This window comes from Erythrobacter litoralis HTCC2594 (assembly GCF_000013005.1).
Classification (GTDB): Bacteria; Pseudomonadota; Alphaproteobacteria; order Sphingomonadales; family Sphingomonadaceae; genus Parerythrobacter; species Parerythrobacter litoralis_A.
The window spans coordinates 2,405,322-2,430,677 of record NC_007722.1; the positions used below are offsets into that span (position 1 = coordinate 2,405,322).

Below are 25,356 nucleotides of genomic sequence, written 5' to 3' on the forward strand. Positions count from 1 at the left end.
GCCATGCGGCTGTGGCCCAGGAGCCTGCTCGGCCAGACATTGCTGGCGGTCGCGCTGGCGCTGCTGGTCGCGCAGGCGATTTCCGCCGTGCTCCTTTACCAGGCGGCGGAGAACCGCCGCGAAACCGCATTGGTCAATGCCGCCGCCTTCAGCCTGCTGGTCGATCCCGATACGCGCGCCAACCGGATCCGCCGCGGCTTCGAAGGCAGGCGCTTCGATCGCACAGGGGATCGCGCAGGGGATCGCGCAGGGGATCGCGCAGGGGATCGCGCCGATCCCGGGTCGTCGTTCCGTCCGCGTCGCGGGGGTCGTTTCCGCACGCGCACCAGCGATTCGCCTCCGCTCCTGCCCGGCGAAACCAATCTCGAAGACACCGCCGAGCGCCTGACCGATACCTTGGCGGGCCAGGGCATCAGGCCCGTCGCCGTCCAGCTTACCCTGCGCCGGTCCGGCAGCGATCCGGTGTTGCAGCGACGCGCGCAGCGCAATCCACGCTTCGCCGCGCGCCCGGGCTGGGCCGACAGGCAGCTGCTGGTCGCCGGCATCCAGCTGGAAGAAGGCGGTCCGTGGCGGATCGCCCGCGTGCCGGTGCCCGAGCGCGAGCCGCGCGTCGTCGGCGGCATCGTCGCACAGACGCTGGTCATCTACGCGGTACTGGTCGGTGTCCTGTACCTCCTTTTGCGGCGCATCACGCATCCACTCGCCGCCCTGACCCGCCGCACGAGCGAATTCACGCGCACGCAGGATGCCTCTTCCCCACTGGCGCCGGCCGGGCCGCAGGATATCAGCGCGCTGATCGCAGCCCATAACGCGATGGAGGCGCGGATCGTCGCCATGCTCGACGAGAAGGACGTCATGCTCGGCGCGATCGGCCACGATCTCAAGACCCCGCTTGCTGCCCTGCGCGTGCGGATCGAATCGGTCGAAGACGAGACCCAGCGCGCCAGGATGGCCGCGAGCATCGAGGACCTCACCCAGTCGCTCGACGATATCCTCTCGCTCGCCCGCATCGGTCGCGCCGGCCAGCAGGCCGAACAGGCCCAGCTCGGCGCCCTGGTCGAAGCGGTGGTCGAGGAATTCGAGGACATGGGCCAGCCGGTCACGCTCGTCGCCAGCGAGCGGATCGCCCATCCGGTCCATGTCACCTGGCTGCGCCGCGCGCTGCGCAACCTTATCGCCAACGCCGTGCGCTATGCCGGCACCGTCGAGGTTTCTCTGCTGCGCGATGGCGGCACGATCATCCTACGCGTCGACGACAGCGGCCCCGGCATTCCCGCCGGCCGAATCGACGCCATGCTCGAACCCTTCCAGCGCGGCGAAGCCAGCCGCAACCGCGCCACCGGCGGCGCCGGGCTCGGCCTCACCCTCGCCCGCGCCATCGCCGAGCAGCATGGCGGCGAGCTGGTGCTGGCCAATCGCGATGTGGCAAGTAACGAAACCGGTCTGCGCGCCGAAATCAGGCTGCCCGCTGCCTGACAGCGTGCCGATGGCGCGCTAGGGCTGTGCAACAGCTCCGGGAGTCTATCTTTTGCCGCACATCCTCTACGCCGCGCCGCTTTCGCTTTATTCCGGCAAGGCCCGCGCCTATCTCGACTGGAAAGGCGTCGACTATGAGGAAGTGCTCTCGACCCCCGACGTCTATCGCGATGTGATCCTGCCCAATGTCGGCCGCCCGGTCATCCCCGTCGTGCAGACCCAAGACGGCGCGATCCTGCAGGACACCACCAGGATCATCGACCATTTCGAAGCGGCGGCGCCGGAACCCTCGGTCTATCCCGCCACCCCGCGCCAGCGACTCGCTGCGCTTCTGCTCGAATGTTTCGGCGACGAATGGCTGGTGATCCCGGCGATGCACTATCGCTGGAACTACAACGAAGAGTGGGTCTACGGCGAATTCGGCAAGACTGCGCTCCCTGACGGCACGCCCGAGGAGCAATACGCTATCGGCAAGGAACGCGGCGCTGCTTTCAAGGGTTTCTGCCAACCTCTGGGCATTACCGACGCTACGATTCCCGCAATCGAAGCGAGCTACGAGCACTTCCTGCGCGATTTCGATGCGCACTTGGCGAAGCATCCCTTCCTGTTCGGCACCCGCCCCTCTATCGGCGATTACGGCCTGATCGGCCCGCTCTACGCCCACCTCTATCGCGACCCGGCAAGCGGCGAGATCATGGCACGGACCGCGCCGCGTGTCGCCGAATGGGTGCGGCGCATGGTCGAGGTCGAGACCCCCCGTTCGGGCGAATTCCTGCCGGACGATTCAATCCCTTCGACGCTGGAGCCGATCCTGCAACGGATGATGGCGGAGCAGGTGCCCTATCTCGTGCGGGTGGCGGAGATGCTCGGGCAATGGGCCGATGCCAACGACGCTGCCGAGCCTCCCCGCGCCGTCGGCATGGCGGATTTCACCATGGAAGGCGTGACCGGCCAGCGCATCGCGACGCCCTTCAGCCTGTGGATGCTCCAGCGCGGGCTGGATTATCTCGCCTCGCTGAGTGGCGAGGAACGGCAAGCCTGCGCCGCCATGCTCCGCTCGGTCGGCGGCGAGGCCTTGCTCGACTTTTCTATGCCGGTGCGACTGGCCTTCGAGGATCACAAACTGACGATCGAGGGCCGCACCGACTGATCGCGGAGGATTTCGTTCGCAGGCGCCGGCGAAAATCGGGCCGGGCGAGAACCGGCGCGCAGCGTGCGTCAGGCACGTGAGCACCGGAAGCACAGAACGGGGCGATTTGCAGCAAGCCAGCGGGCGAAAGACCCGCGATCAGCGCATCAGGCCGCCGATGATGTTCCGCACGAAGGCCGTCGCCCCGGTGCGCAGCGGATCGGCGCGCGATTTCTTGCCGAGCACGGTCGCGACCGCGATCGAGGTCAGCGAACCGGCGGCGGCGCTGGCGGCGGCCTTGCCGGCCCTGGACCACATCGAAGTCGTCTTGCGGCTGCGCTTGGCGACCTCTTCCTTGCCCTTCGCCTCGACTTCTTCGGCGGTCGCAGCGGCATCGGCGGCCTTGGCCGCAAGCACTTCTTCGGCGCTTTCACTATCCACCGCCTGATCGTATTTGCCTTCGACGGGGGAGATCGAGCGGATGATGGCGCGTTCCTTCACCGTAACCGGCCCCAGCCGGCTGCGCGGCGGCTTGATCAGAGTGCGCTGCACGACGGTGGGGGCGCCGTCTTCATCGAGCGTCGAGACCAGCGCCTCGCCCACCTTCAGTTGGGTAATCGCTTCCTCGACATCGAGATCGGGATTGATGCGAAAGGTATCCGCGGCCGCCTTGATCGCCTTCTTGTCGCGGGGAGTGAAGGCGCGCAGCGCATGCTGGACGCGGTTTCCGAGTTGGCCGGCGACATCTTCGGGAATGTCGATCGGGTTCTGCGTCACGAAATAGACGCCGACGCCCTTGGAACGGATCAGCCGCACGACCTGTTCGATCTTGTCCTCCAGCGCTCTGGGCGCATCGTCGAACAGTAGGTGCGCTTCATCGAAGAAGAACACCAGCTTGGGTTTTTCCGGGTCGCCGACTTCGGGCAGGCTTTCGAACAGTTCGGCCAGCAGCCACAGCAGGAAGGTCGCATAGAGTTTGGCGCTGCGCATCAGCTTGTCGGCAGCCAGCACATTGATATAGCCGCGGCCCTGATCGTCTACTTGCAGGAAATCGTCGATCTCCAGCGCGGGCTCACCGAAGAACTGGTCCGCGCCCTGACTCTCGAAGCTCAGCAATTGCCGCTGAATGGCACCGACCGATTGTTTCGAGACGTTGCCGTATTTGCCGGAAAGCTCCTTGGCATTCTCAGAGGCCCAGGCCAGCACCGATTGCAGGTCGCCGAAGTCGAGCAGCAACAGGCCATTGTCGTCGGCGTGGCGAAAGACGATCTGCAACACGCCTTCCTGCGTATCGTTGAGGTCGAGCAACCGGCTCAGCAGCAACGGGCCCATTTCGGACACCGTGGTGCGGATCGGATGGCCCTGTTCGCCGTAAAGGTCCCAGAAGATCGCCGGATTGTCCGAATAGGCATAGTCTGCCATGCCCAGTTCCTCGGCGCGTTCCTCCAGCTTGTCGGCATGCTTGAAAGTCGGCGAACCGGCCATGGCAATGCCGGAAAGATCGCCCTTCACGTCGGCCACGAACACCGGAACGCCATTGGCGGAGAAGCTTTCCGCCAACCCCTGGAGCGTAACCGTCTTGCCGGTGCCGGTCGCGCCCGCGATGAGCCCATGGCGGTTGGCGCGGCTAAGATCGAGATGCTGGTTTTCGCCATTGGCAGCGAGGCCGAGGAAAATCTGGTTCATTGAATCGATTGTACCCCCAATCCGGTGTGGTTGTGACGATGTGGCGGCAGGAGCAGCTATCGGTCAAGTGAGGTTCCAATTCCCGCATCACGCTTTATGGCGGAGGGAATGGCCGATCGCGCTCCTTTCGTTTTGCTCGACGATGCCCGTACCGAGGGCGCTGCGCAGGCGCACCTCTACGAGGGTCCGAGCGAGGTTTTCGTGGCCTATCGACCCGCTGAGGTGGAGAACGCGCTCGCCCGGGCGCAGGCGGCGCAGACGGAACGGGGCGGGACGCTGGCGGGCTATATCGGCTACGAAGCGGGCTTGGCGCTGGAGCCAAAGTTCATGCCGAGGGCCGATGCCCGCACCGGCGCTGGCGGGCCGCTGGTATGGCTCGGCCTGTTCGCGACGGAGCGTGCGGTGGAGGCCGAAGATGTTCCCGGCTGGCTATCGGAAAACGGGACCGGCCAGGCAACCCTCGGCCCGCTCGATCCGCAAGTCTCGCGCGGGGCTTACGAAGAGGCGTTTGCCACGCTGCAGGAGGCTATCAAGGCGGGCGATATCTATCAGGCCAATCTGACGCTGCCTTTGGCGGGCGGATATACCGGCGATCCGGTCGCGCTTTACGCCATGCTGCGACCCGCAGCGAAAGCCGGCTATGGCGGGCTGATCTTCGACGGATCGCACTGGCTCTTGAGCCTCAGCCCGGAACTGTTCGTGTCGCTCAAGGACGGGCAAGCTCGAGCCAAGCCGATGAAAGGCACGCGGCCGCGCGCGGCTGATGCGGAAGCGGACAAGACCTTGGCCGAAGACTTGACGGGTTCGGAGAAAGACAAGGCCGAGAACCTGATGATCGTCGATCTGATGCGCAACGACCTGAGCCGCGTGGCCGAGGCGGGCAGCGTGACGGTGGAAAAGCCTTTCGCGGTCGAGAGCTACCCGACCGTGCACCAGATGGTCACGACGGTCCACGCGCGGCTGCAACCCGGAAAGGGCGCGATGGACCTGATCCACGCGCTGTTCCCCTGCGGCTCGATTACAGGCGCGCCCAAGATCCGCGCAATGGAACTGATTGACCGTGTCGAGCCCGATGCGCGCGGCCCCTATTGCGGCGCGATCGGGCGGATCGATGGCGATGGCAACGCCGCCTTCAACGTCGCCATCCGGACATTGCGCCTCACGCCGATAGAGAACGAGCGCGGCAAGGCGGTGCTCGGCGTCGGCTCGGCCATCGTGGCGGACAGCGATTGCGGCACCGAATGGCGCGAGACAATCCTCAAGGGCGGCTTCGCACGCGCCAGCGATGCGCAGGCCCAGGCGCCCGGCTTCCACCTGATCGAAACGATGCGCTTCGATCCGGAGCGTGGGATCGAATTGCTCGAACTGCACCTCGAGCGGATGAAGGCGAGCGCGGCGGAGCTGGGCTTCACCTTCGATCGGCACGCCACCCGCAACCAGATCCAGGCGCTGTGCTTCGATCTGGAGCAGCCTGCACGCGTGCGGCTGACCAGCGGTCGGACTGGTAATATCGCGCTCGAGGCAACCCCGCTCGGCGCGCCCTGGAGCGAGCCGGCGAGATGCGCGATCCTGCCGCTGCCGGTCGATCCCGGCGACTGGCGCTTGCGCCACAAGACCAGCGATCGGGGCTTTTACGAGGCAGCGCAGCATGTGGCACGCGAGGCCCAAGCGCAGGAGGCACTGTTGCTGCACCCCGATGGTCAGCTGACCGAAGGCTGCATCTCCAACATCTTCGTCGAGCGCGAGGGGCGGCTTGTGACACCGCCCGCTGCGCTGGGCCTGCTGCCGGGCGTGTTGCGGCGCTCGCTGATCGAACAGGGCCGCGCGGTCGAAGGGGAAGTCCGCATCGAAGACCTCGAAGGCGGTTTCTTCATCGGCAACGCCGTGCGCGGGCTGGTGAAGGCCGAGCTCATCGCCTAGAAACCCTTCGGGCTGAGGCTGTCGAAGCCCTGCATTTTCTTTTAGCGCTGCTCTCAAAGTGAAGGACAGCCCTTCGACAGGTTCAGGGCGAACGAACAATCTATGGATATTCCCATTCTCTTCGAAGACGGCGAAGCGCTGGTGATCGACAAGCCTGCCGGTCTGCCGATCGAACGCCCGCGCCGCGGCGGGCCTTCGCTCGAAGACCATCTCGACGCGCTCAAGCTCGGCTTCCAGCGCGCGCCGGTACCGGTGCACCGGATCGATACCGACACCAGCGGCTGCCTGTTGCTCGCGCGCAATCCCAAGGCGCTGAAACGCTTTGCCAAGGCTTTCGAAGAACGCCGCGTCGGCAAGCGCTATCTCGGTATCGTTGACGGCGTTCCGCAGCCGGAGGAAGGTGAGATCGCGCTGGCGCTCGCGAAGATCAGCAGCGCCGAAAAAGGCTGGCGCATGATCCCGGCGAAGAAGGGCAAGGCGTCACTGACCCGCTGGCGCTTGCTGCAAAAGCTGGAGCGCGGCGCGCTGCTGGAATTCGAACCGGAAACCGGACGCACGCACCAGATCCGCGTCCATGTCGCGAGCGGGCTCGGCCTGCCGCTGCTGGGCGACCCGGTCTATGGCGATGCCTCCACCGGTCCGCGCACCATGCTCCATGCCGCAGGACTGACCGTGGAGCGCGATGGCAAACCGTCCATAAGTGCCACGGCGCCGTTGCCCGCCGATTTCCTCGCGCTTGGCGCGCTCGATGGCACGAGCGATGGTCTAAGCGATGGCCCAAGTGATGGATAACACGCTGCTCGACCGGGCCCATGCGCTGGCGGAAGAGAGCTTCATCGCCGGCACGGGGCCGGGCGGCCAGAATGCCAACAAGGTTGCGACCCAGGTGCAGCTGCGGGTCAACGTCTATGCGTTGCGCCTGCCCCCGCCGGTCTTCGCCCGGCTGCGCGATCTCGCCGGGAGCAAGCTGACGGCCAGCGGCGACCTGCTGATCACCGCCCGCGAGCATCGCACGCAGGACGCCAATCGCCAACTGGCCCGTGAAAAGCTCGGCGACCTGCTCGAAGCCGCGCATCGCAAGCCCAAGGCGCGCAAGAAAAGCCGCCTGAACCGCATCGGCAAGGTCCAGCGCCTGAAAGCGAAGAAAGCGCGCGGCGAGGTCAAGGCCAAGCGGGGAAAGGTATCGCGTTCGGACTGGTAAGCCTGTTCGATCTTGACTTTCGTGCCTGATTCGCCCAATTGCGCGCCCGACGAGGCGGTGCGTGCAGCGCGCCGCCCGATGTATTTTGGCCTCCCGCAGGCCCACCAGACCTTTAGGAAAGCACCATGGCGAAGCCCGCTACCGTCAAGATCAAGCTCGTCTCGACCGCAGACACGGGCTTCTACTATGTGACCAAGAAGAACCCGCGGAACATCACCGAGAAGATGACCTTCCGCAAATACGACCCGGTCGTGCGCAAGCACGTCGAGTTCAAGGAAGCGAAGATCAAGTAAGCTTTCTGAATGGCGGGAATATCCTGAATAACGGGAACAGGGCCCTGTCAGTGACAGTTCAGCGGACGAACTGTAAAGGGCCTGACATGACTAGAAAAATCCGTCTTCCTCGCCTTCGCCTCGGCGCTGCTCTTGCAGCGGCGCTGGCCGTTTCCGCGCCCGTCGCAATCATCGCGACCCCGGTGCCTGTCGCTGCGCAGAGCGCCGGCAGCCTCGACGATGCCGTCGCGGCCCTGCGCGGTATCTCGACCATGCGCGCCAGCTTCACGCAGACCGATCGCAAGGGCCAGACCGTGGGCGGCACCATGACGCTCAAGCGCCCGGGGCGCATCCGTTTCGAATATGAAAAGGGCGTTCCGCTGCTGATCGTATCCAACGGCAGCTCGATGACGCTGGTCGATTACGAAGTGAACCAGGTCCAGCGGTGGCCGATCAAGAATTCGCCGCTGGGCGCATTGCTCGATCCCAGCCGCGACGTGAAGCGTTACGGCAAACTGATATCGACCGGCAATCGCGATGTCCTCAGTGTCGAGGTGCGCGATCCGAAGAAGCCGGAATTCGGCGTCATTACGCTGATCTTCCTGCGCAATGCTTCAGCACCCGGCGGCTGGCAGTTAACTAACTGGGTGGCCCTTGATGCGCAGAACAATCGCACGACCGTACGACTTTCGAATCAGCGCTACGGCATGTCTGTGAGCGACGCGACATTCAGGTACAAAGATCCGCGCCGTTCCAGTCGTCGCCCGGGGTAAACGCTTCGTCCGCCATGTGACGTGACTTTGCGACAAAGTGCGACATTGCGTTCATTGCCGTGAAAGCCGAACCGCAGTAATCTTGTTTCACCAAAGCGGTCGGAAGGCGGGTTTCCCCCCTGTTGCCTCGATCTTCCAATCAAGCCCGCTTTGTTCACAGCGTGACGAACGCTCACAAGGAACCCTCGTGCCACTTGCCCCCGGCACGAGGGTTTTTTGTTGAGTCTGATTTCCCGCACCCCATCCGGGGTGCGATATCCTCGCTCAAGGGGTCCTTCGGCAGGCTCAGGACCCAATCGCTGCGGGCGGCCAGTCGGCCTTGCGGCGCTATGCGCCGTGCTTCAGCGATACTTATAAGATAATGGGCCTAATTGTTCACTTCCATCCTAGTGCCTCGACCATGATGTCGTAGACCACATTCTGCTCGATGACGCCGCGGGCGCGCTCGGCGCCGGGCCCCTGCGCATAGAGCGGCACGTCTTCGCCCGCATGGGTCTCGCTGCCGGTCGGCACCAAAGCCTGCTGTGTCGCCATAACGCCCGTTTCGGGGACGGGTCGCTCGCCTGAGACAGCGCCGGGGCCGTTTGCGTAACCCAAGGTCGTATAGGGCTTGCCGTCCTCGGCAAGAATCGGGCCGCCGTCACCTTCTCCCTCCGGCGGGACCACCAGGCCGAGGATGGGATTGCCGCGCTTGGGATAGCCGGCGATGGTAAAGACATGGCTGTGGTCCGCGGTGACGAGGATCAGCGTCTCTTCCGGATCGGTGTTTTCGATCGCCCACTGGATCGCGCGGGCGAATTCGACCGCTTCCTCCAGCGCAACCCCGGCCTTGCCCCAGTGGTGGCCGTGGTCGATCCTCCCGCTTTCGACCATCAGGTAATAGCCGTCGGGGTCCTTGGCGAGCCGCTGGATCGCTTCGCGCGTCATCGCGGTGAGCGTCGGCTCGCCATTGTCGGCGGCTTTCTCCGCCATGTAGGTCATGTGGCTCGGGGAAAAGAGCCCGAGGACCGGCTTCCCCGCCGGGGCGAGGCTCAATTCGTTGGCGTCGGTCACATAGGTGCCGCCTGTCCGCGCCACCCACGCGCCGGGGAGGTCCGCGGCGGCGTCGAGCCTGCGGCCGCCGTTGTCGGCGCCGAAGAAGGACGCGGTGCCGCCGCCGAGCGCGACATCGAAATCGAAATTCACCAATTGCGTCGCAATGTCGTCGCAGCCGAGCCCGCGCTGGTCTTCCGGCATCGAGGCATCGGCTTCCCAGTTGCGCTCGGTCGCGCGGGCATAGACCGAGGCCGGCGTCGCATGGGTGATGCGCGCCGTGCTGACCACGCCGACCGCCAGGCCGCGCTCCTTCGCCTGCTCGCCGATCAGCGGCAGGTGGTATTGCTGCCCCGCCACGCAATCGGCGCGCGGTGCCTCCGGCCCGATGCCGAGAAAGCCGATCTTGGTCTTCTTGCCAGAATGCATCGCCGTTGCCGTGCCCGCGCTATCGGGTACCTGCGCGTTGGTGTTGTAGGTCTTGACCAGCGCGACATTTTCGAAGCGTTCGAACGGCAGGATATATTCCTCGCCGGTCTGGCCGAGTTTCTGACCGGCATAGATGCGCGCGGCGGTCACGGTCGAGACACCCATCCCGTCACCTATGAAGAGAATGACATTCTTGGCCTTGCCCGATTCTTGCGTCTCTGCAGCCTGTTGCACTGGCGCTGGCGCGCTCGTCACGTCGTCTTGCGCATAGGCTGTGCCGCAACCCGCCAGTGGCAGCGCGAAAGTGGCAAAAAGGGCGGCGAGGGCCGGGCGAGACTGGATCATCAAATATCTCCGCATTTCGGATCGTGTCGCCGTGCTATCGCCCTTCGTTGTGACAGCAAAGCGAAAACCCGCCCGCGCTCCCTTGCTTGGGCGGGGCGCGCTACCTAAGGCAAGCGCCATGGTTTCCGTCACCACCTGGAATATCAATTCCGTCCGCCTGCGCATGCCGATCGTCGAGCGATTCATCGACCAGGAAGCGCCGGACGTGCTGTGCCTGCAGGAGATCAAGTGCCAGGAACACCAGTTTCCCTACGAGGCCTTTCGCAAGCTTGGCTACGAGCATTTCGCGGTGCACGGGCAGAAGGGCTATCACGGCGTGGCGACGGTCGGGAAGGTCCCCTTCACCGAATTCTCCCGCCATGACTGGCAGGACAATGGCGAAGCGCGCCATGTCGGGATCGAACTGACCGAAGGCCCAGCAAAGGGCACGGTGATCGAGAATGTTTACGTCCCCGCCGGCGGCGATATTCCCGACCGCGAGCAGAACCTAAAATTCGGCCAGAAACTCGATTTCCTCGAACGGATGACGCGCTGGGCGGACAAGGTCGATCGGCCGACGCTGATCGTCGGTGATTTCAACATCGCACCGCTGGAAAGCGATGTCTGGAACCACAAGCAATTGCTCAAGGTCGTCAGCCACACGCCAGTCGAGGTCGAAACGCTGCAACGCTTCATGGACGCGCATGGCTGGAGCGATATCGGCCGCGAACACATCAGGGCGCCGGAACGTTATTACAGCTGGTGGAGCTATCGCTCGCCCGACTGGCGCAAGAACGATCGCGGGCGGCGGCTCGATCATATGTGGGCGAGCCCGGAACTGGCGGCGCAGGCGACCGGGCACCGGTTGCTCGAAGATGCTCGCAGCTGGGAGAAGCCGTCCGATCATATCCCGCTGACGACGGAGTTCACCTTCTGAACGGGGCCGGGCCTTCTCCTACCCGCCGCGTGGCACAGGCGATCGACGGGCTTCGCCACGGCTGGCCGATCGCGCTGGCGAAGGCGGGCACGCTGTTGCCGATCGAAACGACACTGGCGCGCGAGGCCACGGCAGACCGGCTGCTGATCTCCGCCGCGCGCGCCGCGACGCTCAAGCTTGCCAACCAGCTCGAGGCGGCGGTTCCGCATTCGCCGGTGATGATCCGTGGTGCCGAGCCCTTCGATCTCGACCTGGCGACGGCGGTGGCCGACCCCGCGCTCGACCTGAAGCACCCGCTCAAGGGGCCGTTCAAGGCCGAGCCGATCGCGTGGGAGTCGGACGCTGCCACCGCGCTCGAACTGGCGCGGATCGCGGGAATCCTGCCGGCTTTCATGGTCGCACCGGATGCGGCGGGCGAAGCGCAGTCGGTCTCGCCCGACGATCTTTCAGCATGGGAAGACCCTGCCGCTTTGCACATCGCCACGCGGGCGCAATTGCCGATCGCCGCGCGAGAAGACAGCGAGATCGTGGTCTTCCGCAAGCCCGATGACATGCGCGAACACTGCGCGCTGATCGTCGGCCGCCAGTCCGCTGACGCAATCCCGCTCGTGCGGCTGCATTCGGAATGTCTCACCGGCGATATCCTCGGCAGCCTCAAATGCGATTGCGGCCCACAGCTCGATGCGGCGCTGGCGCGGATGGCGGCGGAAGCGGAAAACGGTGGATACGGGGTATTGCTCTACATGCGCCAGGAAGGACGCGGCATCGGCCTGGTCAACAAGATGCGGGCCTATCGCCTGCAAGATCAGGGATTTGATACGGTCGAAGCCAACGAACGGCTCGGCCTGCCCGACGAAAGTCGCGATTTTACAACCGCAGCGCGCATGCTTAGGCTACTCGGCATCGGTGAGGTTCGGCTTCTCACCAATAACACAAGAAAAGTGGCCGCCCTGGAGGAGGAGAAAATTTCGATCGCAGAGAGGGTGGCCCATGCGCTGCCCGCCAACCCATTTAACCAGCGTTATCTCGACACCAAGCGTGACCGCGCCGGTCACCTGCTGCCATGAAGATCGCCATTCGGCCGGAGCAGCCCGGCGACGAGCGCGCGATCCGCGCACTGACCGATGCTGCCTTTCGCGACATGGTGCATGCTGACGGCGACGAAGGGCCGCTGGTCGAACGCTTGCGCGCCGATGGAGACCTGACGCTGTCGCTGGTCGCGCTGAGTGCGGACGAAGCGATCGTCGGTCACATTGCCTTCTCGCCGGTTTCAATCGAGCATGGCGAAGCGCCGTGGTACCAGCTGGCGCCGGTCTCCGTAATCCCCTTGCGCCAGAAGACCGGGATTGGCTCCGACCTGATCGAGAAAGGCCTGTCGGACATGCGCGGCGCAGGGGCGAAAGGCATCGCGCTCGTCGGCGATCCGGACTATTATTCGCGCTTCGGCTTCACGCGCGAGCATGACCTGTCGTTGTCGGACGAACTCGATCCCTTCCTGCAGATCCTGGTGTTCGAAGGAGAGAAGCCGAGCGGCAAGCTGACCCTCGCCCCGGCCTTCGACGGCTAGAGCTTGTGGGCCAGCGCCTGGCCCATCCGCACGGCGCTGCCTGCCTGCAGGCCCTCGCAGAATTCGATCCGGTTTTCCTCGAACAGCAGGACCACTGTGGATCCCAGCAGGAAGCGGCCCATCTCCTCGCCGGCCTCGTAGCGGTGCGGGGCCGCGCCTTCCCGAGAATAAACCGACCGCGTGAGCTTTCTGCCGTGCGGTTCGACCCGTCCGCCCCACACGGTCTCGATACCGGCAACGATCATTGCGCCGACCATCACGCTGGCGACCTGTCCGAGGTCGCTGTCGAACAGGCAGGCCAGCCGCTCGTTGCGGGCAAACAGCCGCGGCACGCCTTCGGCGGTCACGGCATTGACCGAGAACAGCTCACCCGGAACGTAGGTCGTTTCCAGCAGCGTACCCGAAACCGGCATGTGGACCCAGTGATAGTCGCGCGGGCTGAGATAGATCGTGGCGAAATGCCCGTCGGTGAAGCGCGCCGCAGTCTGCTCGTCCCCGCCGAGAAGTTCTGTTGCCGTGAAGCTGTGCCCTTTGGCCTGAAAGATGCGCCCTTCCTCGATGCGACCGAGCTGGCTGACCGCGCCATCGGCGGGCGACAGGACGTATTGCGAGGCATCGGCCAGCGGACGCGCACCGGGTTTCAGCGAGCGCGTGAAGAAGTCGTTGAAGCTATCGTAGCTGCCGAGCGGACGTTCGGCTTCGCTCATGTCGATGCCATAGGTCGCGGCGAATCGCGCGATCATCCGGTCTCGCAGCCACGGGCGACGGCTGCCCGCGAAGCGACCTGCGAGGCGCGACAGGGCATGCTGCGGCAATGCATGCTGGAGCCATACGAAGGGTTTGCTCATAGAGGTGCGATGCCCTCGCGGCGGATTTGGATCAAGATTATGGTGCGCACTCCATTCCAGCCCTCAACGGGCGAGGGGCGTGCCGCGTTCCGCCTTAGCGGCGTTCGTAACGCTTGAGACCCGGCGCCAGGACGTTGTCCTCGATCGCGAGCCTCGCCCCGCTCCAGTCGGCCACGAAGGCGGAACTGCGCTGTAGCGACGGCACGAAGCGGGCATCGTTTCCGGCGATTACCAGGCCGTCGGAGCTCTGGTCGTTTTCTTCGGCGCCGACCGCGATGAAGGCGGAGTAGTTTTCCTTGTCGCGGCCCTGGACGAACCAGTTGTTGGTGATCTGGCCGACCGTGCCTTGCGGCAGGTCGATCATGTAATTGGTCGAGCGCCCGGCGCTATCGTCGAAGCTGCTGGCGGCGATATCGGTGCGTAGCGCGCGCGATTTGACATAGTGCCCGCCGGTGCCGCGTTCGAAGCGGCTGCGGGTGATGCGCAAGTGCCCGATGCTGCCGGTGTAGATCGAATGCGCGCAGCCGCCATCGCCGTCGCAGGTGCCGAGACCGGAAAAGGTCGAGCGGTCGATGACGAGGCGGATGCCGTCGTCATGCGCGGTGAGAATGCCTTGCTGGCTGTCGACGAACCAGCTGTTGGCGACCGTCAGGGCCCCGCTTTCCAGCCGGATCCCTGCGCCGTTGTAGTCCGGTACGGCCATGTTTCGGAACACCAGGCCGGAAACGCTAGCTTCACGGCCGCGGAGTACGAGAGCAGCCTTGCCTTCGCATTCGACGCTGTCGAAAATTGCCGTGCCGGGTTCGCTTGCGAAAAAGGCGATGCTGCCGCCTTCCTGCACGGCGCACTGGCGATAGGTGCCTGGCGCAATGGCGATCGTGCCCGAACCGCTGCCGATGGCATTGACCGCTTCCTGAAGGGTGCCGAAGCCGCGTCCGTTCTCGACCACGGTGAAGGGCGCCAGTGCAGGTTGCGCAAACGCGGCGGCGATCGGGATCAGCGCGATGGCCGCTGTGGCGATGGTACCGATGAGCCAGCTCGACGGGCGGGCAAGCGGGAGGCGGACAGAGTTTTCCATGGCGCCCGCGATAGCGAAAAAGGGTTAACGGGCTGCTAAGACATGCGATCCGCCCGCTCCTAGCCGCGCCATTTCCAGCCGCCTTTGGTCCCTCGCTTCACGATAACGATGAAGGGGATCGTTATCAGCAATATCGCGCCAAGGTTGATCGCCAGGTCCACCTCATCGGCAACGTCTACTCCGAAGGCGATCGCCAGGACCAATGCCAGATAGCCAAACAGCAGCACCCATCCCTGCCACGCGATCGGCAGGCCGGCACCGTAGCCGATTTTCTTGGGCGCGAACCAATCGCCGGGTTCGAAGAATTTGTGCAGCATGGATCTAATTCTCCTTCGGGGGCCGACCGCGTCTGGGCGTTTCGCTGCGCGCGACGTCGATACCACGCGCGCTCAAGGCTTCGCGGACCAGCATTTCGATCTGCGCATTTGCGCTGCGCAATTCTGCCGCCGCGAGCCGCTCGACCGCGGCGTGAACCGCCGGGTCGAGCCGTAGGGCAAAGGCTTTCTTCTTGGCGGCCGCCATGGCTGCCTCCTCGCCTCAAAGCCTACTGGTAGAGCGTGCCGGCATTGACCACCGGATGCGCTTCGCGATCGCCGCACAGCACGACCATCAAGTTGCTGACCATCGCAGCCCGACGCTCGTCGTCGAGATCGACCACGCCATCCGCCGACAATTTGGCCAGCGCATCCTCGACCATGCCGACCGCGCCGATCACGACTTTCTTGCGCGCGGCGATGACGGCATCGGCCTGCTGGCGGCGCAGCATCGCCCCGGCGATCTCCGGTGCATAGGCGAGGTGGGTCAGCCCCGCTTCGTCGACAACGATACCGGCGACCTTGAGGCGCTCGTTGAGCTCTTCCTGCAGCTCGCGGTTGACCACGTCGGCGCTGCCGCGCAGCGTCGTCGCGTCTTCCTCGCTCATGTCGTCATAGGGGTGCCGCGCGCCGACCGTGCGTAGCCCGGCCTCGATCTGAATGTTCACGAATTCCTTGTAATCGTCGACATCGAAGGCCGCCTGCGCGGTGTCACGCACCCGCCAGACGGTGTTGCAGGCGATCTCGATCGGGTTGCCGCGCAGATCGTTGATCTTGACCTTCTCCGAATGGACATTGTGCGCACGGGCGCTGATCTTCTTGCGCATCATCCACGGCCACACCCAGCGCAGCCCCTCGGTTCGCTCGGTGCCGCTATAGGCTCCGAAAAGGGTGATCACCGCGGTCTGGTTGGGCTGGATCATGAAAAACCCGGTGGCGACGACAAGGAAACCGGTCAGCGACGCAACCAGCTTGAATACGAAATAGATCTTGCTGGCCTTCTCGGGGCCCGGCGGAAAACTCGTGCTCATCCATAGGAACGCGAGGACCGTAACCGCCAGCAGGACCAGCAGCATCACATAGCCATTGTAGGTCTTGGAGCCTCTCTCTTGGCTGACATTCATCCCGTCCAAAACATTGACCATCGGATCAGTCCTTTCGATATAACTATGATATCATCTTTATATCGGACGGCCCGCAAGTCAAACAAATTCCGTCAATCCGGTGTCAGTGTCTCCGGATGCAGTCGAGAAAGCGCTCGCCATAGGCGTCGAGCTTCTTGGCCCCTACGCCGCCGATCGCGCCGAGTTCGGATAGGCTGGCAGGCCGCGTCACCGCCATTTCGCGCAAGGTCGCATCGTGGAAGATGACGTAGGGTGGCACCTGCCCTTCGACCGCCAGCTCTCGCCTGAGTTCGCGCAAGGCATCGAACAGCGGATCGCCGACAGGGTTGACCCCGCCAGCGCGGCTACGCCTGCTGCGGCGCTCTTTCTTCGGCGGCTTGACGATCATCACCGGAGTATCGCCCTTGAGGATGTCCTTGGCATCGCCGCCCAGCGCCAGCCCGCCGTGCTCGGTCGCGACCAACGAACCGCGCGCCTGCAAGGCCCGGCTGACCGGGCGCAGCATTGCCGCATCCTCGCCATCGACGATCCCGAATACGCTCAGCCGGTCGTGCTCCCGCTGGCGCACGCGGTCGTCTTCCGCCCCGGTGAGCACCTTCTGCAAATGGCCGAAGCCAAAGCTCTGCCCCGTGCGATAGGCTGCACTGAGGAACTTGCGCGCCAGTTCGGTCACGTCGACCACGCCCGGCGCATCGAGGCAATTGTCGCAATTGCCGCATTGCCCGGGCGGGTCTTCACCGAAATGCCTGAGTAGCACCGCGCGGCGGCACCCCGCCGTCTCGACCAGGCTGGCGAGCGAATCGAGCCGCTGGCGGTCACCCGCCTGCCTGTCTTCGGGCACTTCGGCGAGCCGCATCCTTGCGCGGGCGAAATCCTCCGCGCCCCACAGCATCAGCGCCAGCGAAGGGTCGCCATCTCGGCCCGCGCGGCCCGTTTCCTGATAATAGGCCTCGATCGATTTCGGGATGCTTGCATGAGCGACGAAGCGCACATCCGGCTTGTCGATCCCCATTCCGAAGGCGATGGTCGCGACCATCACCATGTCCTCGCTCGCGACGAACCGCGCCTGGTTCTCCGCCCGCACATGCGGGTCGAGCCCCGCATGATAAGGCAGCACCTCGCGCCCGGTCGCCGCAGCGAGCTTGGCGGCCAGGTCCTCAACCTTGCGGCGGGTCGGCGCATAAACGATGCCCGGACCCGGCTGTTCGCCCATCAGCGTGGTCAGTTGTCGCACCGGGTTGTCGCGATGACGGATGGCGTAGTGGATACTGGGCCGGTCGAAGCCCGCGACCACCAGCCCGTCTTGCGGGATGCCCAGCTGCTCGAGGATATCGGCCCGCGTATGCGCATCCGCGGTCGCGGTCAGCGCCAGCCGCGGAATATCGCCGAAGCGATCCATCAGGGGGCGCAGCTGGCGGTAGTCGGGGCGGAAATCGTGCCCCCATTCCGAAACGCAGTGCGCTTCGTCGATGGCGAACAGCGCCAGCGGGGCTGCGGTCAGGAGGTCGCAAAAGCTCGGCTGGCTCGCCCGCTCGGGTGCGACGTAGAGCAGGTCCAGTTCGCCCGCACGGAAGGCGTCCATCGTCTCGCGCCAGTCGGAATCCGCGCTGGTCAGCGTTGCCGCGCGAATGCCATCTGCCCGCGCCGCGCGCAGCTGGTCGTGCATCAGGGCGATCAGTGGCGAGATCACCACGCAAGTACCATGCAGCATGGTGGCCGGCAGCTGATAGGTCAGCGACTTGCCCGCGCCGGTCGGCATCACCGCCAGCGTCGATTGCCCGGCGAGAACGCGCACCAGCACGTCCGGCTGGCGGCCACGGAAATCGTCATGGCCGAACACTTCGCGCAAGCGCTGGCGCGCATCGTCCAGTGCGGCGGATGAATCCAGGTCGAGAGTGTCTGCGCCCACGCATGTGCCATGACACATCGCCAAGGCCAGACAAGGGCGAAGGTGCCAGTTTTCCCTTGGCCCACGCCCGCCTCCCCGTCTAAACTGCGAGCAACCGCACGCTTGCTGCATGCGGACAGGATCGGTTCAACAGGAGACAATCGATGAACACCCTACGCCTCGGCCTCGTCGCTGCCGGTACGCTCGCTCTCGCCGCATGTGGCGGCGCGGAAGACGCGTCCGATGAAGCGATGGCCGATACCGTCGAAATGCCCGCCGACGAAGCCATGGCCGACGTGACCGAAGAGCCGGTCGCAGACGATGCCGCGGTCGCCGGTACGGACGACGCCGATGATGCCGCAAACGTGCGCGCTGCCGAGCAAGCCTCGACCGAAGCGGCCGGGGAAGCAGCAGCCGCGGCGGCCGCCGACGTCCAGGCCGCCATCGATGCCGCCGAAGGCGCTGCGGCCGATGCGGAAGACGCTGTCGAGCGATAAGCCTTTTCAAGGCTGGAAGAGCGGGCGCTTCGGGCTGACCGAAGGGCCCGCTTTTTCTTTGGCGCGGCTGCGCTATGGTGCGCGCATGACTCGCACCGCCCCCATCGCGCTCTCGCTCGCCTGCCTGCTGGCCGCCTGCGGACCTGGCGAAAACGACCCCGGCCCCGGCGGCGTGACCGTGGGAGAAGCGCAGGCGCTCGACGAAGCCGCCGCCATGCTCGAAGCGCGCAAGCTGCCTCCGCAAGCGCTGGACAACCCGCCCGCGCCCGCGCAGGACACCGACCTACAAACGCAACAGGCGCCCGAGCAAGCGCAGCAATAAGAGGACCGCCCGATGGCCGACACCATCCTGCATCCCGGCATGGATGCCGATACGTTCGAACAGTTCATCGAGCAGCTCGATCGCTATGTCCGCGAACGGCTGATCCCGGCCGAGCGGGAAACGATCGAGAACGACAGGATCCCCGACGAGATCGTCGAGGAGATGAAGGAGATGGGCCTGTTCGGCCTGACCGTGCCGGAAGAATATGGCGGCGCGGGCCTCAACACCTCGCAATATGCCCGCGTGGTCAACACCATGGCCTATGCCGCGCCGGCCTATCGCAGCATCTTTTCGATCAATGTCGGCATGTTCAATTCCGCGATCAAGAACGGAGCGACTGACGCGCAGAAAGCCGAATGGTGGCCCCGCATCGCTGCCGGCGAGATCGCCTGCTTCGGCCTGACCGAACCGGGCTCGGGCTCCGACAGTGCCGCGATGGCAACCACCGCCAGGCCCGATCCCGATGGCAATGGCTGGATCCTCAATGGCACCAAGCGCTACATCACCAATGCGCCGCATGCCGATGTCGGCCTGATCATGGCGCGCACAGAGAAGGAAGCGCTGCCCAAGAACGCCCATGTCAGCGCCTTCATCGTGCCGATGGATACGCCGGGCGTGACGACCGCCAGCCCCGACAAGAAGATGGGGCAGGAAGGCAGCCACATCTCGGACGTGATCCTCGAGGACGTGAAGGTCCCGGGCGACGCGCTGCTCGGCGGGGAAACCGGACGAGGCTTCCGCTTCGCCATGATGAGCCTGGATAACGGCCGCATTTCGGTTGGCGCGGCTGCCGCAGGCTATGCCCGCCGCGCGCTCGACAGCGCGGTGCGCTATGCCACCGAGCGCAAGGCCTTCGGCGAACCGATCGCCAATTTCCAGCTCATCCAGCAGATGCTCGCGGAGAGCGAGACCGAAATCTACGCTGCCGAGGCGATGATGAAGGACGTGTGCGAACGCGCCGATCGCGGCGAAAACATCCTGCGCAAGGCGGCGGCCTTCAAGGTGTTCTCGTCCGAAATGTGCGGCCGCGTGGTCGACCGCGTCGTGCAAGTCTATGGCGGCGCCGGCTATCTCGCCGAATACGATGCCGAACGCTTTTTCCGCGATGCCCGCATCTATCGCATCTACGAAGGCACGACGCAGATCCTCTACCTGCAGATCGCCAAGCACATGCTGCGCGATTTCGCGGCGCAGAACGGGTGATCGTGATTAAGCCCACCCCGCTGCGACTAGCCAGCAAGCTGGCAAGTCTCGCTCCCCTCCCGCATGCGGGAGGGGCAGTGAAGCTTGGCGAACCACAGGTGAGTCTAGCTGCAACGGGGTGGGCCGGAGCAAGCCATGTATGAACTACTGAAAGGTCTGAGCATCGTCGAAGCATCGAGCTTCGTCGCCTCCCCCACCGCCGGCCTCTATTGCGCGCAGATGGGAGCGGAGGTGATCCGCGTCGATCACAAGGCGGGCGGGCTCGATTACGACCGCTACATGCTGACCGAGGAGGGCCGCTCGCTCAGCTGGGAAAACCTCAACCGCGCCAAAAAGTCGGTCGCGCTGGACCTGCGCAGCGGCGAGGGGCGCGAGCTGCTGGTCGAACTGGCGCGGAAGACAGGGCAAGTCATCACCAACCTGCCGGAGAAAAGCTTCCTCAGCCATGCCGCGATGAGTGAGAACCGCGACGACCTCGTCTCGGTCCGCATCATGGGCTGGCATGACGGGCGGCAGGCGATGGATTTCACTGTCAACGCCGCCAGCGGTTATCCGCTGATGTGCGGGCCGGAGGACTGGGACATGGCGACCGCACCGCCGGTCAACCAGGTGCTGCCGGCGTGGGATTTCATCACCGGTGCCTACTGCGCCTTCGCGCTACTCGCGGCGCTGCGCCATCGCGATGCGACCGGCGAAGGCAGCGAAGTGCGCGTGCCGCTGGGTGACGTCGCCATCGGCACCATGGCCAATTCCGGCGCGCTGGCGGAAATGCTCTATCGCGGAGGGGATCGCGAACGGCTCGGCAATGCGATCTGGGGCGCGTTCGGGCGCGACTTTCGCTCCAAAGACGGACAGCGCTTCATGGTGGCGGCCCTCACGGCCAAGCAATGGCATGGGTTGGTGAAAGCCTTTGGGCTGGAGCAGGAGATCGAAGCGCTGGAAACACAGCTCGGCGTTCGCTTTGCGGATGGAGACGACCCGCGCTTCCAACATCGCCATGCGCTGTTCGACCTGTTCCAAGCCACCGCCGAACAGCATGACTATGCGGAGCTGGAAGCGCGAATGGCCGCCGAAGGCACGACCTACGAGCGCTATCGCACCATGCACGAGGCGGCACAGGACCCGCAGCTCGTCGGCGACAATCCACTGTTCGGTCCCTCGCCCGCGAACCCTTCGCAGTTCGACTATCCCGCCACCCGCAGCTTTGCCAACATGCCGGAAAAACCGGCCGGGGACCCGGCACCGGCACCCTATCTGGGACAGCACAGCGAGGAAATACTTGCCGAGAGGCTCGGGCTGAGTTCCGGCGCCATCGCCAAGCTGGTGGATGCTGGGACGGTGGCCCTTTCGGACCAAGGCAAATAATTGGTTCGGGCTGAGCTTGTCGAAGCCCTGCACTTTCTTCTAGCGCCCGGCACAAAGTGAAGAACGGCCCTTCGACAGGCTCAGGGCGAACGGGATTGAGAGGAATGATCGAGATGACCAAACGCCGCGTAGCCATCTGTACCCCGCTTCGCACGCCCGTCGGGCGCTTTGGCGGCACGCTTGCCCCGCTCGATGCGGGCAAGCTCGGGGCCGTCATCCTCAAGGCCCTGATCGAGCGCAGCGGAATCGATCCGACGCGGGTGGACGATGTCGTTTTCAGCCAGGGCTATGGCAATGCCGAGGCCCCGGCGATCGGTCACTGGAGCTGGCTGGCGGCAGACCTGCCGATGGAAGTGCCCGGCTTTCAGCTCGATCGTCGCTGCGGCTCGGGCGTGCAGGCGGTCGCCACTGCGGCGATGATGGTCGAAACGGGCATGGCTGACATGGTCGTCGCGGGCGGGTGCGAGAGCATGTCCAATGTCGAGCACTATACGACCGACCTGCGCGGCGGGGTGAGGATGGGCGACATGACGCTGCATGACCGGCTGACGCGCGGCCGGTTGATGAGCCAGCCGATCGAGCGCTTCGGCGTCATCACCGGCATGATCGAGACGGCGGAAAACCTCGCCAAGGATTACGACATCACCCGCGACCAGGCCGATGCCTATGCCGTGCGCTCGCACCGGAACGCGGCGAAGGCGTGGGAAGAGGGCAAGTTCGCCGATCACCTCGTGCCGGTGGAGGTGCCACAACGCCGCGCCGACCCTGTCACCTTCGACCATGACGAGGGCTACCGTGCCGATGCCAGCATGGAGAGCCTGGGCAAGCTGCGCGCAATCGATCTCAAGCGCGATCCAGAAGCCATCGTCACCGCAGGCAATGCCAGCCAGCAGAACGATGCGGCAGCGGCGTGCCTGGTCGTGGCGGAAGACAAGCTGGAAGAAATGGGCCTGACCCCTTCGCTCTGGTTCCATAGCTGGGCACCCGCCGGCTGCGATCCCAGCCGCATGGGGATCGGCCCCGTGCCGGCGTTAGAGCGCCTGTTCGCGCGCACCGGAATGGGCTGGGACGATATCGGGCTGGTCGAGCTCAACGAAGCCTTCGCCCCGCAGGTTCTGGCCGTGCTCAAGGGCTGGGGCTGGAGCGAGGACGACTCGCGCCTCGACATGCTCAACGTCAACGGCTCGGGAATTTCCCTGGGCCACCCGATCGGTGCAACGGGCGGGCGCATCCTCGCAGACATGGCCGCCGAAATGCACCGCCGCGAAGTGCGCTATGGCCTCGAAACCATGTGCATAGGAGGCGGACAGGGCATTGCCGCGATCTTCGAGCGTGCGGCCTGATGAGCAAATGGGACGCCTGGATCGGTCGGACGCAGGCGCAGTCCGACACGCTCGATGCGGCGCTGGCGCGGCGCTGGTGCGCGACATTCGACCTCGAGGTACCCGATGGCCCCATGCCGCAGGGTATCCATCTCTGCCTCTGCACGCCGGAGGCAGCCACCGCCTCGCTCGGAAGCGACGGACATCCGTCGCGCGACGAGAGCGATGACAGCTTTTTTCCGCCGATTCCGCTGCCACGCCGAATGTGGGCGGCGAGCGATATCGCCTTCCTCGCACCGCTAGAGATCGGTGCTGTAATCACCCGCACCAGCCGCATCGCTTCGGTCAGCGAGAAGGAGGGCACAACCGGCAAGCTCGGCTTCGTCGATGTCGAGCATGTAACGCTCGCCGATGGCGTCGAAGCCGTGCGAGAGACCCAGACGCTGGTCTATCGCGATGCAGCCGCACCTGATGCGCCTCTGAGCCCGCCGGAGCCGGGCGATGGCACGTTCGATACCAGTGCGTGGGATGTGGTGCAGACGATGACGCCGTCCGAAACGCTACTGTTCCGCTACTCGGCTCTCACCTTCAACACGCACCGCATCCATTACGATACGCCCTATGCTCGGGACGAAGAGCGTTATCGCGGGCTGGTGGTCCACGGACCGCTGATTACGAGCCTGCTGCTCCAGCTCGCCGCGCAGGAATTCGGCGACAATGCGCTCGCCACCTTGGCCTTTCGCGCTGTCAGCCCCGCCATCGTCGGCGAACCGCTACATCTGGCGCTGCGGCCAAGCGACGAAGGCATCGAGCTTGGCTCCTTTGCCAGCGATGGGCGGCAGACGCTCAAAGCGGTGGCAGGTCTCGCTTGAACAGCGGGAAGTCCGGGATCGGCTCGATCACCGCATAGCTTTCCCTCTCCGGCTCGCGGCCCAGTTCCGGGAATTCCAACGGCTCCGGCTCGATATGCGTATCGGGCAGCCGGTCGAGCAGATTGCGGATAAGCGTCAGACGGCCGTGTTTCTGGTCGTTGAAATCGACCAGGGTCCAAGGCGCGTGTTCGGTATGCGTGGCCTGGAACATCGCCTCGCGCGCCTCGGTATAGGCATCGTATTTTTCGCGCGCCGCGAGGTCGATCGGCGAGAGCTTCCAGCGCTTGAGCGGATCGTCCAGCCGCTCGGCCAGGCGCTCTTCCTGTTTGTCTTGGTCAGTCGTCAGCCAGTATTTGAAGAGGTGGATGCCGTCGTCGACCAGCATCCGCTCGAATCGCGGCGCTTCTTCTAGGAAGCTATCAACCTGCTTCTGCGTTGCGAAGCCCATGACTTTTTCTACGCCCGCGCGGTTGTACCAGCTGCGATCGAACAGCACGATTTCGCCCGCAGCGGGCAGGTGCGGGACATAGCGCTGGAAATACCATTGGGTCCGCTCGGTATCGTTCGGCTTGGGCAGCGCGACGACGCGGCACTGGCGCGGGTTGATGCGCTGGCTGACCGCCTTGATCGCGCCGCCTTTGCCGGCCGTGTCGCGTCCTTCGAAAATGACGCAAATGCGCGCGCCCGTCGCCCGTGCCCAGCGGGCCATCGAAACCAGTTCTTCCTCGAGCGGTTCGAGCAGCTTTTCGTAAGTCTTCTTTTTCAGCTTGCCCAATGTGCTCTCCTTCATTGAAAATACAGGCATCCAATGATATGGTTGCAACTGAAACTATGGCCACTCTAGCACAAGCAGAACAGGACTTTAGCGTCCTGCCCGAAATGCCCGCGGATGTCTTCACCGCGCCGCTCAAGAGGCCCGAGCACGTCGGCGACGATTGGCTCGAGCCGCAGCAGACGCACTATACCAGCGAAGACGACGCGATCTGGAACGACTTGTTCGCGCGCCAGATGGACGTCCTGCCTGGTCGCGCGGCCAGCGCCTTCATGGCGGGGCTGGAAAAACTGGACCTCGGCAAGGGCGGCGTGCCCGATTTCAAACAAATGTCCGAAGAACTGGGTAAGCTCACCGGCTGGAGCGTGGTGCCGGTACCGATGCTGATCCCCGATCACGTATTCTTCTGGCACCTGGCCAATCGTCGTTTTCCGGCCGGCAATTTCATCCGCACGCGCGAGACATTCGACTACATCCAGGAACCCGACGTATTCCACGATGTCTTCGGCCACGTGCCGATGCTGAGCGATCCGACATTTGCCGACTACATGCAGGAATACGGCAAGGCCGGGTGGAAAGCGATGCGCTACAATCGCCTGAAAGCGCTGGGCTCGCTTTATTGGTACACGGTCGAGTTCGGGCTGATCGAGGAGGGGCCGGACGACATCCGGGCCTATGGCGCGGGCATCCTGTCGGGCCCGACCGAGGCGGTGTTCGCGGTCGAGGCCGAAAGCCCCAACCGCATCATGCTCAACGTCGACCGTGTGATGCGTACGGACTACGTCATCAGCGATCTGCAGCCGACCTATTTCGTGATCGAAAGTTTCGAAGATCTCTATCGCCAGACGGTGGAGCGCGATTTCGACCGGCTCTATCGCAATCTGCCGCCCGCTTTCACCTACGCCAATTCGGCCATTATCGATGTCGACAATGTCGTTCATCGCGGCACGCAGGAATATCTGCTTCGCGGCGGGCGAGGGTCAGGAGCGGCGCCAGTCTGATATA

At 64.6% G+C, this 25,356-nt stretch carries 26 protein-coding genes; 17 read left to right on the plus strand and 9 right to left on the minus strand.

The genetic code is table 11. The features are described from left to right. Nucleotides 1–3 precede the first annotated feature (3 nt). Together EL2594_RS11735 and EL2594_RS11740 are read left to right on the plus strand one after the other, a co-directional pair. Complete coding sequence (locus EL2594_RS11735; protein ID WP_011415300.1) at nucleotides 4–1,476, plus strand: sensor histidine kinase; 1,473 nt, start codon at nucleotides 4–6, stop codon at nucleotides 1,474–1,476. Nucleotides 1,477–1,528: 52 nt separating this feature from the next. After that, complete coding sequence (locus EL2594_RS11740; RefSeq protein ID WP_011415301.1) at nucleotides 1,529–2,626, plus strand: glutathione S-transferase; 1,098 nt, start codon at nucleotides 1,529–1,531, stop codon at nucleotides 2,624–2,626. Between the two features lie 138 nt (nucleotides 2,627–2,764). On the opposite strand, the gene EL2594_RS11745 is transcribed toward EL2594_RS11740, so the two are convergent. After that, nucleotides 2,765–4,291: a helicase HerA-like domain-containing protein gene (locus EL2594_RS11745; protein ID WP_011415302.1), complete on the minus strand. Its 1,527-nt coding sequence runs from the start codon at nucleotides 4,289–4,291 to the stop codon at nucleotides 2,765–2,767. 108 nt (nucleotides 4,292–4,399) lie between these two features. On the opposite strand from EL2594_RS11745, the gene pabB reads away from it, so the two are divergent. From pabB to EL2594_RS11770, 5 genes are all read left to right on the plus strand, one after another. After that, nucleotides 4,400–6,211: an aminodeoxychorismate synthase component I gene (gene pabB, locus EL2594_RS11750; RefSeq protein ID WP_011415303.1), complete on the plus strand. Its 1,812-nt coding sequence runs from the start codon at nucleotides 4,400–4,402 to the stop codon at nucleotides 6,209–6,211. 102 nt (nucleotides 6,212–6,313) lie between these two features. Next, entirely contained in the window at nucleotides 6,314–7,003 is a 690-nt protein-coding gene (locus EL2594_RS11755; RefSeq protein ID WP_011415304.1) for an RluA family pseudouridine synthase, read from the plus strand. After that, nucleotides 6,996–7,412 (plus strand): alternative ribosome rescue aminoacyl-tRNA hydrolase ArfB, encoded by a 417-nt coding sequence (gene arfB, locus EL2594_RS11760; RefSeq protein WP_011415305.1) that lies wholly within the window; start codon nucleotides 6,996–6,998, stop codon nucleotides 7,410–7,412. Before EL2594_RS11755 ends, arfB begins: the two co-directional genes overlap by 8 nt. Nucleotides 7,413–7,537: 125 nt before the next feature. Beyond that, nucleotides 7,538–7,705: a 50S ribosomal protein L33 gene (rpmG, locus tag EL2594_RS11765; protein WP_010233410.1), complete on the plus strand. Its 168-nt coding sequence runs from the start codon at nucleotides 7,538–7,540 to the stop codon at nucleotides 7,703–7,705. A gap of 86 nt (nucleotides 7,706–7,791) precedes the next feature. Beyond that, nucleotides 7,792–8,457, plus strand: coding sequence for a LolA family protein (locus EL2594_RS11770; RefSeq protein ID WP_011415306.1), 666 nt, complete (start codon nucleotides 7,792–7,794; stop codon nucleotides 8,455–8,457). Between the two features lie 375 nt (nucleotides 8,458–8,832). Here EL2594_RS11770 and EL2594_RS11775 read toward each other — a convergent pair whose 3' ends face one another. Beyond that, a complete protein-coding gene (locus EL2594_RS11775; RefSeq protein WP_011415307.1) occupies nucleotides 8,833–10,263 on the minus strand; it encodes an alkaline phosphatase in 1,431 nt (476 codons plus the stop codon). A gap of 118 nt (nucleotides 10,264–10,381) precedes the next feature. Between EL2594_RS11775 and xth the strand changes: the two genes are divergently transcribed. From xth to EL2594_RS11790, 3 genes are read left to right on the plus strand one after another with little or no spacing between them, the layout of a single operon-like run. Continuing rightward, entirely contained in the window at nucleotides 10,382–11,179 is a 798-nt protein-coding gene (gene xth / locus EL2594_RS11780; RefSeq protein WP_011415308.1) for an exodeoxyribonuclease III, read from the plus strand. A gap of 29 nt (nucleotides 11,180–11,208) precedes the next feature. After that, nucleotides 11,209–12,246, plus strand: a complete 1,038-nt coding sequence (gene ribA / locus EL2594_RS11785; protein WP_011415309.1) for a GTP cyclohydrolase II — start codon at nucleotides 11,209–11,211, stop codon at nucleotides 12,244–12,246. After that, on the plus strand, nucleotides 12,243–12,746 hold the full coding sequence (locus EL2594_RS11790) for a GNAT family N-acetyltransferase (RefSeq protein WP_011415310.1): 504 nt from the start codon (nucleotides 12,243–12,245) through the stop codon (nucleotides 12,744–12,746). Before ribA ends, EL2594_RS11790 begins: the two co-directional genes overlap by 4 nt. On the opposite strand, the gene asd is transcribed toward EL2594_RS11790, so the two are convergent. From asd to recQ, 6 genes are all read right to left on the minus strand, one after another. Continuing rightward, nucleotides 12,743–13,594: an archaetidylserine decarboxylase gene (gene asd, locus EL2594_RS11795; RefSeq protein ID WP_011415311.1), complete on the minus strand. Its 852-nt coding sequence runs from the start codon at nucleotides 13,592–13,594 to the stop codon at nucleotides 12,743–12,745. The two genes, EL2594_RS11790 and asd, sit on opposite strands and share 4 nt — an antisense overlap. 94 nt (nucleotides 13,595–13,688) lie before the next feature. Next, entirely contained in the window at nucleotides 13,689–14,672 is a 984-nt protein-coding gene (locus EL2594_RS11800; RefSeq protein WP_011415312.1) for a hypothetical protein, read from the minus strand. 59 nt (nucleotides 14,673–14,731) lie between these two features. Further along, nucleotides 14,732–14,989 carry a hypothetical protein gene (locus EL2594_RS11805; RefSeq protein ID WP_011415313.1) on the minus strand — a complete coding sequence of 86 codons (258 nt, stop codon included), beginning with the start codon at nucleotides 14,987–14,989 and terminating at the stop codon, nucleotides 14,732–14,734. A 4-nt stretch (nucleotides 14,990–14,993) separates the two neighbouring features. Beyond that, nucleotides 14,994–15,194 carry a hypothetical protein gene (locus EL2594_RS11810; protein WP_011415314.1) on the minus strand — a complete coding sequence of 67 codons (201 nt, stop codon included), beginning with the start codon at nucleotides 15,192–15,194 and terminating at the stop codon, nucleotides 14,994–14,996. Between the two features lie 22 nt (nucleotides 15,195–15,216). Further along, nucleotides 15,217–16,131, minus strand: a complete 915-nt coding sequence (locus EL2594_RS11815) for an SPFH domain-containing protein (RefSeq protein ID WP_011415315.1) — start codon at nucleotides 16,129–16,131, stop codon at nucleotides 15,217–15,219. 82 nt (nucleotides 16,132–16,213) lie between these two features. Beyond that, nucleotides 16,214–18,019, minus strand: coding sequence for a DNA helicase RecQ (gene recQ, locus EL2594_RS11820; protein WP_011415316.1), 1,806 nt, complete (start codon nucleotides 18,017–18,019; stop codon nucleotides 16,214–16,216). Between the two features lie 143 nt (nucleotides 18,020–18,162). On the opposite strand from recQ, the gene EL2594_RS11825 reads away from it, so the two are divergent. The 6 genes from EL2594_RS11825 to EL2594_RS11850 all read left to right on the plus strand — a co-directional run bounded on the left by EL2594_RS11825 (nucleotide 18,163) and on the right by EL2594_RS11850 (nucleotide 23,579). After that, nucleotides 18,163–18,495 (plus strand): hypothetical protein, encoded by a 333-nt coding sequence (locus EL2594_RS11825; RefSeq protein WP_011415317.1) that lies wholly within the window; start codon nucleotides 18,163–18,165, stop codon nucleotides 18,493–18,495. Between the two features lie 85 nt (nucleotides 18,496–18,580). Next, entirely contained in the window at nucleotides 18,581–18,817 is a 237-nt protein-coding gene (locus EL2594_RS11830; RefSeq protein ID WP_049762552.1) for a hypothetical protein, read from the plus strand. Between the two features lie 12 nt (nucleotides 18,818–18,829). Further along, nucleotides 18,830–20,020 carry an acyl-CoA dehydrogenase family protein gene (locus tag EL2594_RS11835; RefSeq protein WP_011415319.1) on the plus strand — a complete coding sequence of 397 codons (1,191 nt, stop codon included), beginning with the start codon at nucleotides 18,830–18,832 and terminating at the stop codon, nucleotides 20,018–20,020. Between the two features lie 135 nt (nucleotides 20,021–20,155). Next, nucleotides 20,156–21,385, plus strand: a complete 1,230-nt coding sequence (locus tag EL2594_RS11840; RefSeq protein WP_011415320.1) for a CoA transferase — start codon at nucleotides 20,156–20,158, stop codon at nucleotides 21,383–21,385. A gap of 113 nt (nucleotides 21,386–21,498) precedes the next feature. After that, a complete protein-coding gene (locus tag EL2594_RS11845; RefSeq protein WP_041686051.1) occupies nucleotides 21,499–22,728 on the plus strand; it encodes an acetyl-CoA C-acetyltransferase in 1,230 nt (409 codons plus the stop codon). Then, nucleotides 22,728–23,579, plus strand: a complete 852-nt coding sequence (locus tag EL2594_RS11850; RefSeq protein WP_011415322.1) for an FAS1-like dehydratase domain-containing protein — start codon at nucleotides 22,728–22,730, stop codon at nucleotides 23,577–23,579. Before EL2594_RS11845 ends, EL2594_RS11850 begins: the two co-directional genes overlap by 1 nt. On the opposite strand, the gene ppk2 is transcribed toward EL2594_RS11850, so the two are convergent. Next, complete coding sequence (gene ppk2 / locus EL2594_RS11855; RefSeq protein WP_011415323.1) at nucleotides 23,554–24,369, minus strand: polyphosphate kinase 2; 816 nt, start codon at nucleotides 24,367–24,369, stop codon at nucleotides 23,554–23,556. The genes EL2594_RS11850 and ppk2 overlap by 26 nt on opposite strands. Before the next feature lie 41 nt (nucleotides 24,370–24,410). Here ppk2 and phhA point away from each other — a divergent pair, with 41 nt between their 5' ends. After that, nucleotides 24,411–25,352: a phenylalanine 4-monooxygenase gene (gene phhA, locus EL2594_RS11860; protein ID WP_041685315.1), complete on the plus strand. Its 942-nt coding sequence runs from the start codon at nucleotides 24,411–24,413 to the stop codon at nucleotides 25,350–25,352. Nucleotides 25,353–25,356 lie beyond the last annotated feature (4 nt).

Bases quoted from the DNA above. Each gene is read 5' to 3' on its own strand.
- EL2594_RS11845 (WP_041686051.1), top strand. From the start codon at position 21,499: ATGACCAAACGCCGCGTAGCCATCTGTACCCCGCTTCGCACGCCCGTC.
- pabB (WP_011415303.1), top strand. From the start codon at position 4,400: ATGGCCGATCGCGCTCCTTTCGTTTTGCTCGACGATGCCCGTACCGAG.
- EL2594_RS11810 (WP_011415314.1), bottom strand. From the start codon at position 15,194: ATGGCGGCCGCCAAGAAGAAAGCCTTTGCCCTACGGCTCGACCCGGCG.
- EL2594_RS11800 (WP_011415312.1), bottom strand. From the start codon at position 14,672: ATGGAAAACTCTGTCCGCCTCCCGCTTGCCCGCCCGTCGAGCTGGCTC.
- EL2594_RS11735 (WP_011415300.1), top strand. From the start codon at position 4: ATGCGGCTGTGGCCCAGGAGCCTGCTCGGCCAGACATTGCTGGCGGTC.
- phhA (WP_041685315.1), top strand. From the start codon at position 24,411: ATGGCCACTCTAGCACAAGCAGAACAGGACTTTAGCGTCCTGCCCGAA.
- arfB (WP_011415305.1), top strand. From the start codon at position 6,996: ATGGATAACACGCTGCTCGACCGGGCCCATGCGCTGGCGGAAGAGAGC.
- EL2594_RS11815 (WP_011415315.1), bottom strand. From the start codon at position 16,131: ATGGTCAATGTTTTGGACGGGATGAATGTCAGCCAAGAGAGAGGCTCC.
- EL2594_RS11790 (WP_011415310.1), top strand. From the start codon at position 12,243: ATGAAGATCGCCATTCGGCCGGAGCAGCCCGGCGACGAGCGCGCGATC.
- EL2594_RS11775 (WP_011415307.1), bottom strand. From the start codon at position 10,263: ATGATCCAGTCTCGCCCGGCCCTCGCCGCCCTTTTTGCCACTTTCGCG.
- EL2594_RS11755 (WP_011415304.1), top strand. From the start codon at position 6,314: ATGGATATTCCCATTCTCTTCGAAGACGGCGAAGCGCTGGTGATCGAC.
- EL2594_RS11770 (WP_011415306.1), top strand. From the start codon at position 7,792: ATGACTAGAAAAATCCGTCTTCCTCGCCTTCGCCTCGGCGCTGCTCTT.
- asd (WP_011415311.1), bottom strand. From the start codon at position 13,594: ATGAGCAAACCCTTCGTATGGCTCCAGCATGCATTGCCGCAGCATGCC.
- ppk2 (WP_011415323.1), bottom strand. From the start codon at position 24,369: ATGAAGGAGAGCACATTGGGCAAGCTGAAAAAGAAGACTTACGAAAAG.
- EL2594_RS11830 (WP_049762552.1), top strand. From the start codon at position 18,581: ATGACTCGCACCGCCCCCATCGCGCTCTCGCTCGCCTGCCTGCTGGCC.
- EL2594_RS11825 (WP_011415317.1), top strand. From the start codon at position 18,163: ATGAACACCCTACGCCTCGGCCTCGTCGCTGCCGGTACGCTCGCTCTC.
- EL2594_RS11840 (WP_011415320.1), top strand. From the start codon at position 20,156: ATGTATGAACTACTGAAAGGTCTGAGCATCGTCGAAGCATCGAGCTTC.
- xth (WP_011415308.1), top strand. From the start codon at position 10,382: ATGGTTTCCGTCACCACCTGGAATATCAATTCCGTCCGCCTGCGCATG.
- EL2594_RS11835 (WP_011415319.1), top strand. From the start codon at position 18,830: ATGGCCGACACCATCCTGCATCCCGGCATGGATGCCGATACGTTCGAA.
- EL2594_RS11805 (WP_011415313.1), bottom strand. From the start codon at position 14,989: ATGCTGCACAAATTCTTCGAACCCGGCGATTGGTTCGCGCCCAAGAAA.
- EL2594_RS11745 (WP_011415302.1), bottom strand. From the start codon at position 4,291: ATGAACCAGATTTTCCTCGGCCTCGCTGCCAATGGCGAAAACCAGCAT.
- rpmG (WP_010233410.1), top strand. From the start codon at position 7,538: ATGGCGAAGCCCGCTACCGTCAAGATCAAGCTCGTCTCGACCGCAGAC.
- EL2594_RS11850 (WP_011415322.1), top strand. From the start codon at position 22,728: ATGAGCAAATGGGACGCCTGGATCGGTCGGACGCAGGCGCAGTCCGAC.